Source organism: Reyranella sp. (assembly GCF_004297405.1).
GTDB lineage: Bacteria > Pseudomonadota > Alphaproteobacteria > Reyranellales > Reyranellaceae > Reyranella.
In genome coordinates this window covers 423,405-440,702 of record NZ_SCVC01000006.1, presented here as the reverse complement: position 1 = coordinate 440,702, position 17,298 = coordinate 423,405, and the positions used below count along the sequence as shown (strand labels likewise).

The 17,298-nt window shown below is 63.5% G+C and carries 17 protein-coding genes; all 17 read right to left on the bottom strand.

Features of this window, described 5'->3' with window-relative positions:
- Positions 1-14 precede the first annotated feature (14 nt).
- The 17 genes from EPO50_RS04290 to EPO50_RS04210 are packed head-to-tail and all read right to left on the bottom strand — an operon-like array spanning position 15 to position 17,275.
- Positions 15-1,667, bottom strand: a complete 1,653-nt coding sequence (locus tag EPO50_RS04290) for a ribonuclease J (RefSeq protein ID WP_296341412.1) — start codon at positions 1,665-1,667, stop codon at positions 15-17.
- Positions 1,664-2,434 (bottom strand): type III pantothenate kinase, encoded by a 771-nt coding sequence (locus EPO50_RS04285; RefSeq protein ID WP_296341411.1) that lies wholly within the window; start codon positions 2,432-2,434, stop codon positions 1,664-1,666. The genes EPO50_RS04290 and EPO50_RS04285 overlap by 4 nt, the downstream gene beginning before the upstream one ends.
- Positions 2,435-2,446: 12 nt before the next feature.
- Positions 2,447-3,181, bottom strand: coding sequence for a biotin--[acetyl-CoA-carboxylase] ligase (locus EPO50_RS04280; protein WP_296341410.1), 735 nt, complete (start codon positions 3,179-3,181; stop codon positions 2,447-2,449).
- Positions 3,178-4,620, bottom strand: a complete 1,443-nt coding sequence (gene nuoN, locus EPO50_RS04275; protein ID WP_296341409.1) for an NADH-quinone oxidoreductase subunit NuoN — start codon at positions 4,618-4,620, stop codon at positions 3,178-3,180. Before nuoN ends, EPO50_RS04280 begins: the two co-directional genes overlap by 4 nt.
- A 19-nt stretch (positions 4,621-4,639) precedes the next feature.
- Positions 4,640-6,154 (bottom strand): NADH-quinone oxidoreductase subunit M, encoded by a 1,515-nt coding sequence (locus EPO50_RS04270; RefSeq protein ID WP_296341408.1) that lies wholly within the window; start codon positions 6,152-6,154, stop codon positions 4,640-4,642.
- 6 nt (positions 6,155-6,160) lie between these two features.
- On the bottom strand, positions 6,161-8,134 hold the full coding sequence (gene nuoL, locus EPO50_RS04265) for an NADH-quinone oxidoreductase subunit L (RefSeq protein WP_296341407.1): 1,974 nt from the start codon (positions 8,132-8,134) through the stop codon (positions 6,161-6,163).
- Between the two features lie 15 nt (positions 8,135-8,149).
- Positions 8,150-8,458 (bottom strand): NADH-quinone oxidoreductase subunit NuoK, encoded by a 309-nt coding sequence (gene nuoK / locus EPO50_RS04260; RefSeq protein ID WP_296341406.1) that lies wholly within the window; start codon positions 8,456-8,458, stop codon positions 8,150-8,152.
- Positions 8,458-9,072 (bottom strand): NADH-quinone oxidoreductase subunit J, encoded by a 615-nt coding sequence (locus EPO50_RS04255; RefSeq protein WP_296341405.1) that lies wholly within the window; start codon positions 9,070-9,072, stop codon positions 8,458-8,460. The genes nuoK and EPO50_RS04255 overlap by 1 nt, the downstream gene beginning before the upstream one ends.
- A 24-nt stretch (positions 9,073-9,096) precedes the next feature.
- Positions 9,097-9,585 (bottom strand): NADH-quinone oxidoreductase subunit NuoI, encoded by a 489-nt coding sequence (gene nuoI / locus EPO50_RS04250; protein ID WP_296341404.1) that lies wholly within the window; start codon positions 9,583-9,585, stop codon positions 9,097-9,099.
- 11 nt (positions 9,586-9,596) lie between these two features.
- On the bottom strand, positions 9,597-10,622 hold the full coding sequence (nuoH, locus tag EPO50_RS04245; protein WP_296342327.1) for an NADH-quinone oxidoreductase subunit NuoH: 1,026 nt from the start codon (positions 10,620-10,622) through the stop codon (positions 9,597-9,599).
- A gap of 15 nt (positions 10,623-10,637) precedes the next feature.
- Complete coding sequence (nuoG, locus tag EPO50_RS04240) at positions 10,638-12,689, bottom strand: NADH-quinone oxidoreductase subunit NuoG (RefSeq protein WP_296341403.1); 2,052 nt, start codon at positions 12,687-12,689, stop codon at positions 10,638-10,640.
- 18 nt (positions 12,690-12,707) lie between these two features.
- Positions 12,708-13,991 carry an NADH-quinone oxidoreductase subunit NuoF gene (nuoF, locus tag EPO50_RS04235; protein ID WP_296341402.1) on the bottom strand — a complete coding sequence of 428 codons (1,284 nt, stop codon included), beginning with the start codon at positions 13,989-13,991 and terminating at the stop codon, positions 12,708-12,710.
- A gap of 4 nt (positions 13,992-13,995) precedes the next feature.
- Positions 13,996-14,577 carry an NADH-quinone oxidoreductase subunit NuoE gene (gene nuoE, locus EPO50_RS04230; protein WP_296341401.1) on the bottom strand — a complete coding sequence of 194 codons (582 nt, stop codon included), beginning with the start codon at positions 14,575-14,577 and terminating at the stop codon, positions 13,996-13,998.
- Between the two features lie 11 nt (positions 14,578-14,588).
- Positions 14,589-15,773 (bottom strand): NADH-quinone oxidoreductase subunit D, encoded by a 1,185-nt coding sequence (locus tag EPO50_RS04225; protein ID WP_296341400.1) that lies wholly within the window; start codon positions 15,771-15,773, stop codon positions 14,589-14,591.
- 1 nt (position 15,774) lies between these two features.
- A complete protein-coding gene (locus EPO50_RS04220) occupies positions 15,775-16,386 on the bottom strand; it encodes an NADH-quinone oxidoreductase subunit C (RefSeq protein ID WP_296341399.1) in 612 nt (203 codons plus the stop codon).
- Complete coding sequence (locus tag EPO50_RS04215; protein ID WP_296341398.1) at positions 16,386-16,919, bottom strand: NADH-quinone oxidoreductase subunit B family protein; 534 nt, start codon at positions 16,917-16,919, stop codon at positions 16,386-16,388. The genes EPO50_RS04220 and EPO50_RS04215 overlap by 1 nt, the downstream gene beginning before the upstream one ends.
- Positions 16,910-17,275, bottom strand: a complete 366-nt coding sequence (locus EPO50_RS04210; protein WP_020696105.1) for an NADH-quinone oxidoreductase subunit A — start codon at positions 17,273-17,275, stop codon at positions 16,910-16,912. Before EPO50_RS04210 ends, EPO50_RS04215 begins: the two co-directional genes overlap by 10 nt.
- Positions 17,276-17,298: the final 23 nt, after the last annotated feature.

Below are 17,298 nucleotides of genomic sequence, written 5' to 3'. Positions count from 1 at the left end.
CCACGGGCTGGCCCTTAGATGCGGACGATGTGTACGTCCGTCAACGGCTTCTTGCCGAGGTGCGCGCGCACGACGCGCCGTACAGCCTGCCGGGCTGCTTCCTCGATCCGGGCGTCGTCGCCGCGTTCCGAAGCGCTAAGATCGGCCAGCATTTCGCTGAGCCCCGCGACAATCGCCTCGCCAAGTTCGCCCTCAGCGTCGTCGATCCCCCGCAGCGATACCTTGGGCGGCGCAACGGCCCTGCCCCGCCGGTCGATCACCAGAGTCGCCGCGGCCGCACCGTTCCACAGAAGCTTGCGCCGTTCGCGCAGGGAGGCACCGTCGAGCGGCACCAGCCCGTCCCCGTCCCGCGCCAGTCGACCGGAAGGTACGTGGTCGATGATCTCGGCCGGTCCCGGCGCCAGCCGCACGAGAGTGCCGTTGGGCGCCACGACCGTTTCGGGCACCTGGCAGGCGCGCGCGAGCGCTGCATGTTCGACCATATGGCGGACCTCGCCATGGACCGGTAGGGCGATCTTGGGGCGCACCCATTGATAGACCTTCACCAACTCGTCGCGCGCCGGGTGGCCCGAAACGTGGATATCGGCCTCACGGTCAGTGATCACCTCGACGCCACGCGCCATCAACGCATTCTGCAGCCGACCAACAGATCTATCGTTGCCGGGAATGACACGCGACGAGAAGATCGCGGTGTCGCCCTCCTCCAGGACCAGGTCGCGGTGATCGCCGTTGGCGAGCTTGGCCATGGAGGCTCGTGGCTCACCCTGGCTGCCGGTGCAGATGAACAGCACCTTGTCGCGCGGCAGAAAGCCCGCCTGCTGCTCCGGCACGCACTCGGGAAAATCGAGCAGGTAGCCACACTCCTGCGCAGCCTCGACCATGCGCTGCAGGGCGCGTCCAGAAAGAACAGGATGACGGCCCGCCGCAACAGCCGCCAGGGCGACGCTTTCGACACGCGCCAGGTTGGAGGCAAAGCAGGTGACGGCGACGCGGCCCTTGTGGCCCCGTACCAGTTTCTCGAGATTGGCCCGCACCTTGGCCTCGGAGCCCGCTTCACCCTCGACGAATACGTTGGTGCTGTCGCAGATCATGGCGAGCGCACCCTCGTCACCGATGCGCTTCAGCATGGCTTCGTCGGTGGTATCGCCCAGCAGTGGCTCGGGATCGATCTTCCAGTCGCCGGTATGGAACACCGTGCCGAACTTGGTGCGGATCGCCAGCGCGTTGGGCTCCAGGATGGAGTGCGTCATGGTGATCATTTCGAGTTCGAACGGCGCCAGCTTGAACTTGCCGCCGAGTGGAATCTCCGTGACCGGCACAGCGTCACGCAGGCCGGCCTCGATCAGCTTGCGACGCAGGACAGATGCCGCGAAGGGCGTAGCGTAGACCGGCGCCTTGAGCTGGGGCCATAGATCCGCGACGGCGCCGAGATGGTCTTCATGCGCATGCGTCAGCACGATGCCCACCAGATCGGCGCGGCGTTCGACAATGAATGCCGGATCCGGCATCACGACCTCCACGCCCGGCATGGTGTCGTCGGCGAAGCCGATGCCGAGATCGACCATCAGCCATTTGCCAGCATGGCCATAGAGATTGAGGTTCATCCCGATCTCGCCCGCCCCTCCCAGGGCGAGAAACAGCAGCTCGTCGTTCGACGGAATGGTCATCGGCGGTTGCGCCGCCAGATCTCCAGCAGACCAAGCGACATCAGGTCGGGTTCGATCGCATCGAACAGGCCAATCTCGTCCTTGAAGACACTGGCGAGGCCGCCGGTGGCAACCACCTTCATAGGCTCGCCGTACTCGGCCTGGATGCGCCGGATCAGGCTCTCGATCAGCCCGACATAGCCCCAGAAGATGCCGGACTGCATGGCAGGCACCGTCGCCTTGCCGATGACCTTGGCGGGCTTCTCGACGCGGATGCGCGGCAACCGTGCCGTCATCAGGTAGAACGACTCGATGGTGAGTTCGACGCCAGGCGACAGCACGCCGCCGACGAAGTTGCCGTCCTTGTCGGCAAGATCGAAGGTCGTGGCGCTGCCGAAGTCAATGGTGATGAGCGGGCCGCCATATTTCTTGTAGCCAGCGATGATGCCGACCAGGCGGTCAGGACCGGCGTCCTGCGGACGGTCGATCAGGACCTTGATGCCGAGCTCGCAATCCGGCTCGCCTACGATCAACAGCTTGGTCTTGAAATAGATTTCGCACAGACGGCGAATGTTCGGATTCACCTGCGGCACGACGCTCGCCAGGATCGCGCCTTTGATCGACTCCGGGTTGAAGCCCTGCAGGTGCATGAGCTGGGTCAGCCAGGCTGCATATTCGTCGGCAGTACGCTTGGCCTCGGTTCGCAGCCGGAACTGCGACACGAGCGTGTCGCCATCGAAGACCGCGAACTTCGAGTTGGTGTTGCCGACATCGATGGCAAGCAGCATCCCAGGGTCTCCTCAGGCCGCCCGGCCCAGCAACTCGCCCGACACGATCTTGCGCGGACCATCGGCGGTATCCAGCAGCAGGGCGCCTTCATGATCCAGCCCCGCGAAGCGGCCAGACACCAGCCCCTCGCCCAACCGGACATCGACTTCGGCGCCCAGCGGCCCCGCCTGCGCGAGCCAGCCTTCGCGAATGACCCCGAAGCCGTCTCGGCGCCACTGGGCGAGCCGTGTCGCAAGGGCACGCATCAGGCCCTCGAGGGCTGCTTCCACGGTGCCACCCAGCGATGCACCGGGATAGCGCATTTCGGCAAGCTGCGGCGCAAAGGCAACATTAACGCCGATCCCGGCCACGACATGTTCGACCCTGCCGTCCTGGGCAATAGCGCTTTCCAGCAGAATCCCGGCGATCTTTCCACCGTCAACCAGCACATCGTTAGGCCACTTCAAGCGAATGGCGCGAGACGCTGGCACGAGGTCGCCAACGGCAAGGGCGGCCACGAAGCCCAGCTCGGCGGCGCGCGGCGCCGGGCAATCGGGACGCAGGATTGTCGAGCTGTAAAGATTGCCCGGTGGCGAGGCCCAGCGCCGGCCTCGACGGCCACGCCCGCCCTGCTGCTCACGGGCCCAGACGACGGTACCTTCGGACGCCCCGCCGTCAGCCAGCTGCGCAGCCTCGTCATTGGTGCTGCCGACGCTGTCCAGAGCGACCAGCGTCCACCCGTCCGGCAGGACGGGCGTGTGGGTCACGAGAACAGGCCTTTGGCGGCCGCTGCGGCGATCAGGCTGAGCGGTTGCGGGACCAACGAGAAGACAGCCACCAGGAAGGCAGCGGCCAAGGCCACGGCGCGGTTGATGCCGAAGACCGGTCGGTCGAGCGCTTCAGCCGGTTCGTCGAAGTACATCACCTTGACGATGCGCAGGTAATAGTAGGAGGCCACGACCGACGCCAGGACACCCAGCACTGCGGGTATGTAGAGGTTGGCCTCGACGGCCGCGATGAAGATGTAGAGCTTGCCCCAGAAGCCTGCGAGCGGCGGGATGCCGGCCAGCGAGAACATGAAGATCAGCATGGCGAAGGCCATCATCGGCTGGCTGCGCGCGAGGCCAGCGAGATCCGAGACGTTCTCCAGCATCACATCGCGGCGCTTCATCATCAGGATGGTGGCGAACACACCCAGCGTCATCACCAGGTAGATGGCGAGGTAGAAAACCACCGCCTCGATGCCCTTCACGCTGCCGCTGGCGAGCCCCAGCAGCACGTAGCCCACGTTGCCGATCGAGGAATAGGCCATCAGGCGCTTGATGTTCTGCTGGCGGAGAGCTGCGAAGGCACCCAACGCCATTGAAAGCACCGAGGCCACGACGATGATCTGCTGCCACTGGCCGAACAGCGGCTTGAACGGCCCCATGAGGACCGAAACCAGCAGCGACATGGCGGCGATCTTGGGCGCCACGGCAAACAGCGCCGTGACCGGCGTCGGCGCGCCCTCGTAGACGTCGGGCGTCCACATGTGGAACGGCACGGCCGAAACCTTGAAGGCGAGGCCCGCGACCACGAACACCAGGCCGATGGTCGTGCCGATCTCCGCGCCCCTGCCGTCGAGCAGCGCGCGCGAGATCTGCACGAAGGCCGTGCCACCGCAGAATCCGTAGATCAGCGAGGCGCCGAAGAGCAACATGCCCGAGGCGACCGAACCGAGGACGAAATACTTCACGCCCGCTTCGGTCGAACGCACGCTGTCGCGCTGGAAGGCGGCGATGACGTAGAGCGCCAGCGACTGCAGTTCGAGGCCGACATAGAGCGACATCAGGTCGTTGGCTGAAATCATCAGCATCATGCCGAGGGTCGCCAGTGCAACCAGCAGCGGATATTCGAAGCGCCAGGCTTTGACCCGCTCGAAATAGGCGCGCGACATCAGGATGGCGATGGCAGAGCCCACCAGCACCAAAGCCTTCATCGTCGTCGTCAATCGATCGACGATGAACAGGGACGCGAAAGCCGTTCCCTCACGATAGGGCATGAACAGCAGGACAGCCGTCACCAGCAGGACGAGCGACGTCACCACAGAGACGAAGGGCGTCGCCACCTCGCCACGAACAACGCCGTAGATCAGCAACAAGCCTGTCGCAGCAGCGAGGAAGATTTCAGGCCGCGCCAGGACCCAGGATTCGAGACCGAGAATCATCGTTGTCACTCCCGGCCGCTCACGGCACCAACGCCGCGGTGCGGGCGAGCTTCAGAGCTGCCTGATAGTCGCCGATCAGCTTGTCCACGGCCGGCGCCATCGGATCGAGGAAGGAATTAGGATGGATACCCATCCAGAGCGTCAGCAGCACCAGCGGCAGGAACACGGCGATCTCGCGCTTGTTCATGTCAAGGATGCCCTTCAGCGAATCCTTGGTGAGTTCGCCGAAGACGATCTTGCGGTAAAGCCAGAGTGCATAGGCCGCACCCAGGATCAGGCCAGTCGCGGCCAGGAAGGCCACCCAGGTATTGGCCTTGAAGGCGCCGAGCAGGACCAGGAATTCACCCACGAAGCCCGACAGGCCTGGCAGGCCGACGCTCGCCAGGGTGAAGAACAGGAAGGTGAAGGCATAGCGCGGCATGCGGTGCACGAGGCCGCCATAGGCCGCGATCTCACGCGTGTGCATGCGGTCGTAAACCACGCCGACGCAGAGGAAGAGCGCCGCCGAGACGATGCCGTGGCTCAGCATCTGGAAGATCGAGCCCTGGACGCCCTGCATGTTCATGACGAAGGCGCCGATTGTCACGAAGCCCATGTGGGCGACCGACGAATAGGCGATCAGCTTCTTCATGTCCTCCTGCACCAGCGCGACCAGCGAGGTGTAGATGACCGCGACGATCGATAGGCCGAAGACCAGTGGCGCGAAGTATTGCGTCGCCTCGGGCATCAGCGGGATCGAATAACGCAGGAAGCCGTACCCGCCCATCTTCAGCAACACACCGGCCAGGATCACCGAGCCTGCCGTCGGCGCCTCGACGTGGGCGTCGGGCAGCCAGGTATGGACCGGCCACATCGGCACCTTCACCGAGAAGGAGGCGAAGAAGGCCAGCCACAGCCAGCACTGCCAGGTGAACGGCAGGTCGAGCTTCTCCATCGCCGTCGGCAGGTCTGTCGTACCGACATGCCAGTAGATGGCGATGATGGCCAACAGCATCAGCACCGAGCCGAGCAGTGTGTAGAGGAAGAACTTGAAGGCCGCGTAGACGCGCCGCTTGCCGCCCCACACGCCGATGATCAGGAACATCGGGATCAGGACGCCTTCGAAGAAAATATAGAACAGAGCCAGGTCGAGCGCGCAGAACATGCCGACCATGAAGGTCTCGAGCACAAGGAACGCGACCATGTATTCCTTGACGCGAACCTTCACCGATTCCCAGCTCGCCAGGATGCAGATCGGTGTCAGCAAGGTCGCCAGCAGCACGAAGAACAGCGAGATGCCGTCGATGCCGACGTGGTAGCCGATGTTGAGTGCCGGCACCCAGGCGAGATTCTCCTCGAACTGGAAACCGGCCTTGGTCGGATCGAACCGCACCCAGAGCAGGATCGAGATCAGGAAAGTGACCAGCGACGTCAGCAGCGCCACGCTGCGGCAGTTGCGGTCGACGGCCTCTTTGGGACCGTTCACGACCAGGCAGAACAGCGCCCCCACCAGCGGCAGGAACGTGATCAAGGAGAGGATGGGCCAACTCGACATCGGGCCTTACCTCGCCGACAGCATGAAATAGGTGACGAGACCGGCGACACCGACCAGCATCACGAACGCGTAGTGATAGAGATAGCCGCTCTGGAAGCGCATCAGGACACCCGCCATGTCCTGCGCGCGGGCAGCGATATTGTCCGGCCCGAGCCCGTCGATGGTCGCGCCATCGCCCTTCTTCCAGAAGATACGGCCGATCGCCAGCGCCGGCTTCACGAAGACGGCCTCGTAGATCTCGTCGAAGTACCACTTGTTGAAGAACAGGGCGTGCAGGCCCGGGAAGGTCTTTACGGTGCGCGCCGGCAGGTCCGTCTTCACGATGTAGTAGTAGTAGCTGAGCAGGATGCCGGACACGGCCATCACCAGCGGCAGCAGCTTCACCCACAGCGGTACGGCGTGCGCGTGATGCAGAACCTCTTCGGTTGACTTCACGGCGATGGCGTTGCCCCAGAAGGCCTGCCAATCATGGCCGACGAACCAGTCGTAAGCGATCAGACCCGAGAATGCCGCGCCGATTCCCAGCACATAGAGCGGGATCAACATGACCATCGGCGATTCGTGCGCGTGATCCCAGGTATGGTGATCGCCGCGATACTTGCCGTAGAAGGTCATGAACATCAGGCGCGTCGAATAGAAGGCCGTCATGAAGGCCGCGATCGCGCCCAGCCAGAAGGCGATCAGGCCGACGGTCGTGTGCACGCCGTAAGCCGACTCCAGCATGATGTCCTTGGAGTAGAAGCCTGCGAAGCCCAGGCCGTTGCCCAGCAGGAACGGGATGCCGATGCCCGACAGCGCCAGCGTGCCGACCCACATGAGGATGAAGGTCTGTGGCGCCTTCTCCTTCACGCCGCCCATCTGGCGCATGTCCTGCTCGTGATGCAGGCAATGGATCACCGAGCCCGACCCCAGGAACAGCAGTGCCTTGAAGAAGGCGTGGGTCATCAGGTGGAACATCGCAGCCGAATAGGCGCCGACGCCGCACGCGAAGAACATGTAGCCGAGCTGGCTGCAGGTCGAATAGGCAACCACCCGCTTGATGTCGAACTGGGTGAGACCGACCGTGGCGGCGAAGAACGCTGTCGCCGCACCGATGATGGTCACGACCATCAGGGCGATGGGTGCCAGCTCAAAGAGCGGCGACAGGCGGCAGACCATGAACACGCCGGCGGTCACCATCGTTGCGGCGTGGATCAGGGCGGAAACCGGGGTCGGGCCTTCCATGGCATCCGGCAGCCAGGTGTGGAGGCCAAGCTGGGCCGACTTACCCATGGCGCCCACGAACAGCAGCAGGCAGGCCGTCTCCAGCGCCGGCAGGTCCATACCGAGGAACTCGATGCGCATCTGGGCCATCTGCGGCGCCTTGCCGAAGATTTCCTCGAAGCCCACCGAGCCCGACAGCATCCAGACCGCGAAGATGCCCAGCGCGAAGCCGAAATCTCCGACGCGGTTCACGATGAAGGCCTTCATGGCCGCGGCATTGGCTGACGGCTTATCGTACCAGAAGCCGATCAGCAGGTACGAGGCGAGGCCCACCCCTTCCCAGCCGAAGAAGAGCTGCACCAGGTTATCCGCTGTCACCAGCATCAGCATGAAGAAGGTGAACAGGCTGAGATACGCCATGAAGCGCGGAATGCTGGGATCGTCCTCCATGTAGCCGATGGAGTAGACGTGGACCATCGACGACACGCCGGTGACCACGATCAGCATGACCGCCGTCAGCGTATCGACGCGCAGTGCCCAGGCGATGTCGAGCGTGCCCGAATCGATCCAGGAGAACAGCTTCACCACGAAGAGCTTGCTGTCCGCCGGGCCGAAGCCGATGCGGATGAAGACGAATATTGAGAGCGCAGCGGCAATCAGGAGCGCGGCGCAGGTAACGATCTGGGCGGGGCGATCACCGATCACCCGGCAGAACAGGCCCGCAATCGCTGCCGCGACCAGCGGCAGGAAAACGATGAGCTTGATGGCGAGATCCATGATGCGTACGCGCCCCTAGCCCTTCATCGCATTGATGTCTTCGACCGCGATCGTTCCGCGGTTTCGGAAGTAGACCACCAGGATGGCAAGCCCGATGGCTGCCTCCGCGGCGGCCACCGTCAGCACCAGCATGGCGAAGACCTGGCCAACCACGTTGCCCTGGAAGACCGAAAACGCCACGAGGTTGATATTGACGGCGAGCAGCATCAGCTCGACGCACATCAGGATGACGATGACGTTCTTGCGGTTCAGGAAGATGCCCAGAATGCCGAGAGTGAACAGCACCGCTGCGACGGCGAGGTAGTGGCCGAGACCGATCGTCATCACACGCCTCCCCGCGTCGGCACCTTGACGACCGTGACCGCCTGATCCTTCGGCCGGTAGAGCTGGTCGCTGATCTTTTGGCGGCGTACGCCCGGCCGGCTGCGCAAGGTGAGCACGATGGCGCCGATCATGGCGACCAACAGCACGATGCCTGCGACCTGGAAGAGGTAGAAGTACTGCGTATAGAGAACCCGGCCGATGGCCCGGGTATTGTCGACCGCCAGCACCTGGGCGCCCGCCTTGTCGAGGCCAGCAATCGTCACCGAGCCACCGCCCAGCACGCCCAGCCCCAGCAGGATCTCAGCCAGCAGAACCACGCCGATCGCAGCACCAACCGGCAAATACTTCAGGAAGCCTTCGCGTATCTCGGTGAGATTGATGTCGAGCATCATCACAACGAACAGGAAGAGCACCGCGACCGCGCCGACATAGACGATGACCAGGATCATCGCGATGAACTCAGCACCGATCAGGACGAACAATGCGGCCGCGTTGAAGAAGGCCAAGATCAGGAACAACACCGAATAGACCGGGTTGCGTGACACCACGACCATGGCGGCCGAGGCGACCGTCACCGTCGCGAAGACATAGAAGGCCAGAGCCTGGAGCAGCATGTTCTGTTTCTCCCCCTGCCCGGCTCAGCGATACGCCGCGTCGGACTGGAGATTGGCCGCAATCAGGCTCTCCCAGCGGTCGCCGTTCGCGAGCAGCTTGTCCTTGTTGTACATGAGCTCCTCGCGAGTCTCCGTCGAGAACTCGAAGTTCGGCCCCTCGACGATGGCATCGACCGGGCAGGCTTCCTGGCAGAAGCCGCAGTAGATGCACTTGGTCATGTCGATATCGTAACGCGTCGTGCGGCGGCTGCCGTCGTCACGCGGCTCGGCCTCGATGGTAATGGCCTGCGCCGGGCAGATCGCCTCGCAAAGCTTGCATGCGATGCAGCGTTCTTCGCCGTTCGGATATCGGCGCAGCGCATGCTCGCCGCGGAACCGCGGGCTGAGCGGTCCCTTCTCGTAAGGGTAATTCACCGTCACCTTGGGTTTGAACATGTACTTCAAGGTGAGTGCGAAGCCGGCCACCAGCTCGGAGAGCAGGAAAGCGCGGGCGGTACGGTCGAGAGAGGCCATTGTGCGACTCCCTAGTGCTTCGGAACCCAGCCGCCGAACTGCAGAACAGCGGCGGTGAGGACGAGCCAGCCAAGCGACACGGGCAGGAAGACTTTCCAGCCCAGCCGCATGAGCTGGTCGTAACGGTAACGGGGCAGCGTTCCCTTGGTCCAGCTGAAGACGAACAGCAGAAACGCGATCTTGAGGGCAAACCACACGACACCTGGCACCAGGGTGAAGGGCGCGTAGGGTACCGGCGACATCCAGCCACCGAGGAACAACACCGCGCCCATCGCCGAGAGCAAGATCATGTTGGCGTATTCGCCGAGGAAGAACAGGCCGAAGGTCATGGCCGAGTATTCAGTGTGGAACCCCGCCACCAGCTCGGCTTCCGACATCGGCAGATCGAACGGCGTACGGTTGGTCTCAGCCAGGGCCGACACGAAGAAGATCACGAACATCGGCAACAGCGGCAGCCAGAACCAGCTCCAGAACCAGCCGGACTGCGCGAGCACCACCTCCGAGAGGTTGAGCGAGCCGACGCAGAGCATAACGGTGACCAGTACGAAGCCGATCGAGACTTCATAGGACACCATCTGCGCTGCCGAGCGCAGGGCGCCGAGAAAGGCGTACTTCGAGTTCGATGCCCAACCCGCGATGATGATGCCGTAAACGCCGAGCGAAGAGATGGCGAAGAGATAGAGGATGCCGACGTTGATGTCGGCGATGACCCAGCCATCGTCGAACGGTACGACCGCCCAGGCGACCAAAGCGGTCATGAAGGTGATCATCGGCGCCACGATGAACAGCACACCGTTGGCGCTCGAGGGAACGATGGTCTCTTTCAGAACGAGCTTCAGACCGTCAGCGAAGGGCTGCAGCAAGCCGAACGGGCCTACCACGTTGGGACCGCGACGGAGCTGGATCGAGGCCCAGACCTTGCGGTCGACGTAGGTCATATAGGCCACAGCCACGAGCAACGGCACAGTGACGGCGAGGCACTGGGCGAGAATGACAATCGCCTGGCCCAGCCAGTTGGTCGTGAAGAATTGGATCAGGTCGGCGTACATTCCCTACTCCGCCGCCATGAGTTGCGCGCGAGACGCCATGCACTCTGCCATCGTCCGCGAGGCGCGGCTGATCGGGCAGGTCATGTAGAAATTGGCAATCGCCGCGACGAACGGCGCGTCGGTCGTGGCCCCAGCCTTGCCGAACGCACCCCAGGCACCAGGGGCCTGCTGATCGATGGCGGCAAAGGCCTTGTTGATTGAAACGAGGCGCGACCGCACCTGGGCCAGCGTATCGTAGGAGAGCGTCTTGCCCAGCCGCTCGGAGAGTGCGCGAAGGATCGCCCAATCTTCGCGGGCGTCACCCGGCGGATAGCCGGCGCGACGGCCCAGCTGAACGCGGCCCTCGGTGTTCACATAGGTTCCGGGCTTCTCGGTATACGCCGCCCCCGGCAGGATCACGTCAGCGCGATGCGCGCCGGCATCGCCATGATGGCCCTGGTAGATCACGAACGCCTTGCCGAGCCGCTTGGTGTCGATCTCGTCCGCGGCCAGCAGATAGACCGCGCCGATCTCGCCCTTCTCGCAGCCCGCAAGAATGCCGGCCACGTCACGGCCACCCTCACCCGGCACCAGGCCGAGATCGAGGCCGCCGACGCGCGCTGCCGTCGTGTGCAGGACGGCAAAGCCGTTCCAGTCCTCGCGGACGGCATTCAGCTTCTCGGCCAACTCACGTGCCATGGCGAGCACGGCTGCGCCGTCTTCGCGAGCAACGGCACCCATGCCGACGATGATCAGCGGGTTCCTGGCTGCCTTCAGCTTTTCGAAGAAGCCAAGCTTGCCATCGACCAGTTCGCGCAGGGTCGCAGGACCAGCGCCGAGACGCTCCACCGGATAGGTGAGGTCGGCTGCCGGGCCGATGCTGCCGATCGCACAATGATGACCATGCAGGTAGCGCTTGCGAATACGTGCGTTCAGGACCGGCGATTCGGTGCGCGGATTGCTGCCGATCAGCAGGATCGCATCGGCGGAGTCGATGCCATGCACGCCGGCATTGAAGATGTAGCTGCCGCGTGGACCGTCAAGCTTGGCACCATCCTGGCGGCAATCGATGTTGGACGAGCCAAGCGCCGTCATCAGGTCCTTGAGCGCCACCATGGATTCGGCATCGCACTGGTCGCCCGCGATGGCCGCGATCTTGGCGCCGTCCATGCCCTTGAGCCTGGCCGTGATCGCCCCGAACGCCTCATCCCAGGTCGCTTCGACCAGCTTGCCGCCCTTGCGCACATAAGGACGGTCGAGCCGCTGGTGGCGCAGGCCGTCGATTGCGTGCCGGGTCTTGTCGGAGATCCACTCCTCGTTCACGTCGTCGTTCAACCGCGGCAGCACGCGCATCACCTGCGCCCCGCGCGTGTCGACGCGGATGTTGGCGCCGAGCCCGTCCAGCACGTCGATCGATTCGGTCTTGGTCAGTTCCCACGACCGCGCCTCGAAGGCGTAAGGCTTGGAGGTCAGCGCGCCCACCGGGCAGAGATCGACCAGGTTGCCGGCAAGCTCGGTCGACAGCGCGTGCTCGACGTAAGTCGTCACTTCCATGCTCTCACCGCGGCCGGTCGCACCCAGCTCTTCGACACCCGCAACTTCGGTCGCGAAGCGGATGCAGCGCGTGCAATGGATGCAGCGGTTCATCGACGTCTTGACCAGCGGGCCCAGTTCCTTGTCCGGCACCGCCCGCTTGTTTTCGTGATAGCGGCTGCGGTCGAAGCCGTAGGCCATCGCCTGATCCTGCAGATCGCACTCGCCGCCCTGATCGCAGATCGGGCAGTCAAGCGGATGGTTGATCAACAGGAATTCCATCACGCCGTTGCGCGCCTTCTGCACGACCGGCGTCTTGGTGAAGATCTCCTGCTTGTCGGCAACCGGCAGCGCGCAGCTCGCCTGCGGCTTCGGTGGGCCGGGCTTAACCTCGACCAGGCACATGCGGCAGTTGCCGGCGATCGACAGGCGCTCGTGGTAGCAGAAGCGCGGGATCTCGACGCCTGCCAGTTCGCAGGCCTGCAGGACCGTGATGCCGGCCGGCACCTCGATCTCGACGCCGTCGATTTTTACCTTGGGCATTGCCTACTCCCCGCCCGCCTACTCGGCCGCCAGTTTTTCGGTGCGCGCGCGGATGCGGCGCTCCATCTCGGGCCGGAAATGGCGGATCAGGCCCTGGATCGGCCATGCTGCCGCGTCGCCCAGCGCGCAGATCGTATGTCCTTCGACCTGCTTGGTGACGTCCTCGAGCGCGTCGATCTCTTCGAGGCGCGCGTTGCCCGTCACCATGCGTTCCATCACGCGCCACATCCAGCCGGTGCCTTCGCGGCACGGCGTGCACTGGCCGCAGCTCTCGTGTTTGTAGAAGTAGCTGAGCCGCGCGATCGCCTTCACGACGTCGGTCGACTTGTCCATGACGATGACTGCGGCCGTGCCGAGGCCCGACTTCTGGTCGCGCAGCGAGTCGAAATCCATCAGGACCGTATCGCAAATCGACTTTGGCAGCAGCGGCACTGACGCGCCGCCCGGAATCACGGCGAGCAGATTGTCCCAGCCGCCGCGCACGCCCCCGCAATGGCGATCGATGAGCTCCTTAAGAGGAATCCCCATCTCCTCTTCCACGTTGCACGGCTTGTTCACGTGGCCGGAGATGCAGAAGAGCTTGGTGCCCGTGTTGTTCGGACGACCGATACCCGCGAACCAGGCCGCGCCGCGGCGCAGGATCGTCGGCGCAACCGCTATCGACTCGACATTATTCACCGTCGTTGGGCAGCCATAGAGACCAGCGCCGGCCGGAAACGGCGGCTTCAGGCGCGGCATGCCCTTCTTGCCTTCGAGGCTCTCGAGAAGTGCGGTTTCCTCGCCACAAATATAGGCGCCAGCGCCGCGATGGACGTAGAGGTCGAAATCCCAGCCCGAGCCGCAAGCATTCTTGCCGAGCAGGCCCGCGTCATAGGCTTCCTTGATCGCGGCGATGAGGTTCTGCGCCTCGTTGTAGAACTCGCCGCGCACATAGATGTAGCCGGCGTGGGCGCGCATCGCGAAGCCCGCGATCAGACAGCCCTCGACAAGAAGATGCGGATCGTGACGCATGATGTCGCGATCTTTGCAGGTGCCGGGCTCTGACTCGTCGGCGTTGACGACGAGATAGTGCGGCCGGTCCTTCACTTCCTTGGGCATGAAGGACCACTTCATGCCGGTCGGGAAGCCGGCGCCGCCACGGCCACGTAGGCCCGACTTCTTCATCTCGTCGATGATGGCGTCGTGGCCGCGCTCGATCAGCGCCTTGGTGTTGTCCCAGGCGCCGCGTGCACGGGCGCCAGCCAGGCGCCAATCGTGGACGCCGTAGAGGTTGGTGAAGATACGGTCCTTGTCGCCGAGCATCGTTTTACTCGCCCTTCAAGGTGGTGAGGCCGCCTTCCGGCGCCGAGGTCTGACGGTCGACCTGCGGTCCGGGCTTCGGCGTCTCGCCGCGGCGGAACGCGTCGAGCACCTTGTTCATCGAAGCCTCGTCGAGGTCTTCATAGAAGTCGTCGTTGATCTGCACCACCGGCGCATTCACGCAGCCACCGAGGCACTCGACTTCCTGCACGCTGAAGGTTTCGCCGTCGGCGGCATGCTGGCACGCCTTCATCACAGCTTCAGAACCACGCAGCCAGCACGGCGTCGTGGTGCAGACCTGCAGCAGGTACTTACCCTTCGGCTTGAGCTGGAACATCGTATAGAAGGTCGCGATCTCGTAGACGCGGATCGGCGCCATATCGAGAAGCCTCGCCACCTCGTTCATCGCCACGCGCGGCAACCAACCCTGTTGGCGCTGCGCGAGGTCCAGCACGCCGATGACGGCGCTGGCCTGACGGCCCGGCGGATAGTGCGCAATCAGCTCCTGCACCTTCGCCATATATTCCGGCGTGAAGGCGAAGTGCGCGACCTGAGGCACGTCCTTCGGATCGGCGGTGATCATCGCCATCTTGTCGTCTCCTAGCGGTCGATCTCGCCGAACACGATGTCGAGCGAACCGATGTTCGCCGACATGTCGGCGAGCTGGTGGCCCTTGGTCATCATGTCGAGCGCCTGCAAGTGCGGGAAACCCGGAGCGCGGATCTTGCAGCGGTATGGCTTGTTGGTGCCGTCGGACACCAAATAGACGCCGAATTCGCCCTTGGGCGCTTCGACGGCCGTGTAGGTCTCGCCGGCCGGGACCTTGTAGCCCTCGGTGTAGAGCTTGAAGTGGTGAATGAGGGCCTCCATAGAGTCCTTCATCTCGCCACGACGCGGCGGAGAGATCTTGCGATCGTCGACACGCACCGGGCCGCCGACCTTGCGGAGCGCCGCAATGCACTGCTCCATGATCCGCACGCTCTGGTACATCTCCTCGATGCGGACGAGATAACGCGCGAAGCAGTCGCCAGTCTTGCCGACCGGAATGTCGAAATCCATGCGGTCGTAGACATCGTAAGGCTGTGACTTGCGCAGATCCCATGGGATGCCAGACGCGCGGATCAACGGACCGGAGAACCCCCAGTCGAGCGCCTGCTGCTCCGACACCACGCCGATATCGACCGTGCGCTGACGGAAGATGCGGTTCTCGTTCAGCAGATACTCGATGTCCTTCATGAACGGGTAGAACTGCTTGATCCAACCGTCCATCGAGTCGAGCATGCCCGCCGGCAGATCCTGATGAACGCCGCCCGGCCGGAAATAAGCTGCGTGCATACGCGAGCCGCTGACCTGCTCGTAATACTCCATCAGCAGCTCGCGCTGCTCGAAGCCCCAGAGCGGCGGCGTCAATGCACCGACGTCCATCGCGAAGGTCGTGACGTTCAGCAGATGGTTCAGGATGCGCGTGATCTCGGAGAACAGCACACGGATGTACTGCCCCCGCTCCGGCGCCTGGATGCCCAGCAGCTTCTCGACGGCAAGTGCGTAGGCATGCTCCTGGTTCATCGGCGAGACGTAGTCGAGCCGGTCGAAGTACGGCACCGCCTGCAGGTAGCTCTTGTACTCGATCAGCTTCTCGGTGCCGCGGTGCAGCAGACCGATATGCGGATCGCAGCGCTCGACGATCTCGCCGTCCATTTCGACAACGAGGCGTAGCACACCGTGGGCCGCAGGATGCTGCGGTCCGAAGTTCATCGTGAGGGTTTTGATCTCGACGTCGGACATGTCAGCTCGCCTTCGTCGCCTTCTCGTCACCCGGCAGCACGCGATCGATGCCGCCTTCCCAGGGGCTCAGGAAATCGAAGCGGCGGAACTCCTGGGCGAGCTTCACCGGCTCGTAGATCACGCGCTTCTGCACATCGTCCCACCGCAGCTCGACGAAGCCCGTCAGCGGGAAGTCCTTGCGCAGCGGATGTCCTTCGAAACCGTAGTCGGTCAGGATGCGGCGCAGATCGGGATGATCGGAGAACCACACGCCATAGAGGTCATAGGTCTCGCGCTCGAACCAGCCGGCCGAGCTGTAGACCGAGGCGGCTGAGGGCACCGGCGTCGTCTCATCCGTTGCCACTTTCAAGCGGATGCGCAGGTTGTTCTTAAGGCTCAGCAGATTGTAGACGACGTCGAAACGCTTCTCCCGCTCCGGCCAGTCGACGCCGCAAATATCGATGAGCTGCTTGAACAGGCACTTGGGATCGTCACGCAAGAAGGTCAGCAGCGCGACCACCTTGTCGGCCGTGGTTTCCAGCATCAACTCTTCGAGGCGTACCTGCTGCGCGGTCACTGCACCTGAGGTCGCCTGCGCGATATGCTCTCCGAGTTCCGTCAGAGTATCGGCCATCAGCGCACCAATGTTCCGGTGCGGCGGACCTTCTTCTGAAGCTGCAGTACGCCGTAAAGCAGCGCTTCGGCAGTCGGTGGGCAGCCCGGCACATAGACATCGACCGGGACGATACGATCGCAGCCGCGCACGACAGAGTAGCTGTAGTGGTAGTAGCCGCCCCCGTTGGCGCACGATCCCATCGAGATCACGTAGCGCGGCTCGGCCATCTGGTCGTAGACCTTGCGCAGCGCCGGCGCCATCTTGTTGGTCAGCGTTCCCGCCACGATCATGACGTCAGCCGCACGCGGGCTCGGCATCGGCGCAAAGCCGAAGCGATCGAGATCGTAACGGCTCATCCAGCAATGGATCATCTCGACGCCGCAACAGGCGAGACCGAAGGTCAGGCCCCACATCGAGCCGGTACGCGCCCAGGTGATCAGCTTGTCGAGCTGGGCGACGACGAAACCCTTATCGGCCAGCTCGTCGTTGAGCGCCCGCGACAGTGCCGCTTCAGCGGCGCTGTTGGGCTTGGCTGGAGTTATCACTCCCATTCCAGGGCTCCTTTCCGCCACTCGTATATGAAACCAACGGTGAGAACGGCCAGAAAGAGCATCATCGACCAGAAACCGAACAGACCGATGTCACCGAGCGCAACCGCCCAGGGAAACAGGAACGCGACTTCAAGATCGAAGATGATGAAAAGGATGGCGACCAGATAGAAGCGCACATCGAACTGGCCGCGCGCATCATCGAACGGGGCGAAGCCGCACTCGAAGGGCGACAGCTTTTCCGAGTTCGGATTCTGGCGGGCGATCAGATAGGACCCGCCGATCATGGCGCACGTCAGCGCAAAAGCGAGGCCAAGGAAGATCAGGATCGGAAGGTATTCCGTGAGAAGAGCTTCCATCGCCACCCCTTGCGCCCCGTTTT

What these genes read in the sequence shown, in the direction of transcription:
- EPO50_RS04290 (WP_296341412.1), bottom strand. Translation starts at nt 1,667, where the DNA reads ATGACCATTCCGTCGAACGACGAGCTGCTGTTTCTCGCCCTGGGAGGG.
- EPO50_RS04285 (WP_296341411.1), bottom strand. Translation starts at nt 2,434, where the DNA reads ATGCTGCTTGCCATCGATGTCGGCAACACCAACTCGAAGTTCGCGGTC.
- nuoN (WP_296341409.1), bottom strand. Translation starts at nt 4,620, where the DNA reads ATGATTCTCGGTCTCGAATCCTGGGTCCTGGCGCGGCCTGAAATCTTC.
- EPO50_RS04270 (WP_296341408.1), bottom strand. Translation starts at nt 6,154, where the DNA reads ATGTCGAGTTGGCCCATCCTCTCCTTGATCACGTTCCTGCCGCTGGTG.
- nuoL (WP_296341407.1), bottom strand. Translation starts at nt 8,134, where the DNA reads ATGGATCTCGCCATCAAGCTCATCGTTTTCCTGCCGCTGGTCGCGGCA.
- nuoK (WP_296341406.1), bottom strand. Translation starts at nt 8,458, where the DNA reads ATGACGATCGGTCTCGGCCACTACCTCGCCGTCGCAGCGGTGCTGTTC.
- EPO50_RS04255 (WP_296341405.1), bottom strand. Translation starts at nt 9,072, where the DNA reads ATGCTGCTCCAGGCTCTGGCCTTCTATGTCTTCGCGACGGTGACGGTC.
- nuoI (WP_296341404.1), bottom strand. Translation starts at nt 9,585, where the DNA reads ATGGCCTCTCTCGACCGTACCGCCCGCGCTTTCCTGCTCTCCGAGCTG.
- nuoG (WP_296341403.1), bottom strand. Translation starts at nt 12,689, where the DNA reads ATGCCCAAGGTAAAAATCGACGGCGTCGAGATCGAGGTGCCGGCCGGC.
- nuoF (WP_296341402.1), bottom strand. Translation starts at nt 13,991, where the DNA reads ATGCTCGGCGACAAGGACCGTATCTTCACCAACCTCTACGGCGTCCAC.
- nuoE (WP_296341401.1), bottom strand. Translation starts at nt 14,577, where the DNA reads ATGGCGATGATCACCGCCGATCCGAAGGACGTGCCTCAGGTCGCGCAC.
- EPO50_RS04225 (WP_296341400.1), bottom strand. Translation starts at nt 15,773, where the DNA reads ATGTCCGACGTCGAGATCAAAACCCTCACGATGAACTTCGGACCGCAG.
- EPO50_RS04220 (WP_296341399.1), bottom strand. Translation starts at nt 16,386, where the DNA reads ATGGCCGATACTCTGACGGAACTCGGAGAGCATATCGCGCAGGCGACC.
- EPO50_RS04215 (WP_296341398.1), bottom strand. Translation starts at nt 16,919, where the DNA reads ATGGGAGTGATAACTCCAGCCAAGCCCAACAGCGCCGCTGAAGCGGCA.
- EPO50_RS04210 (WP_020696105.1), bottom strand. Translation starts at nt 17,275, where the DNA reads ATGGAAGCTCTTCTCACGGAATACCTTCCGATCCTGATCTTCCTTGGC.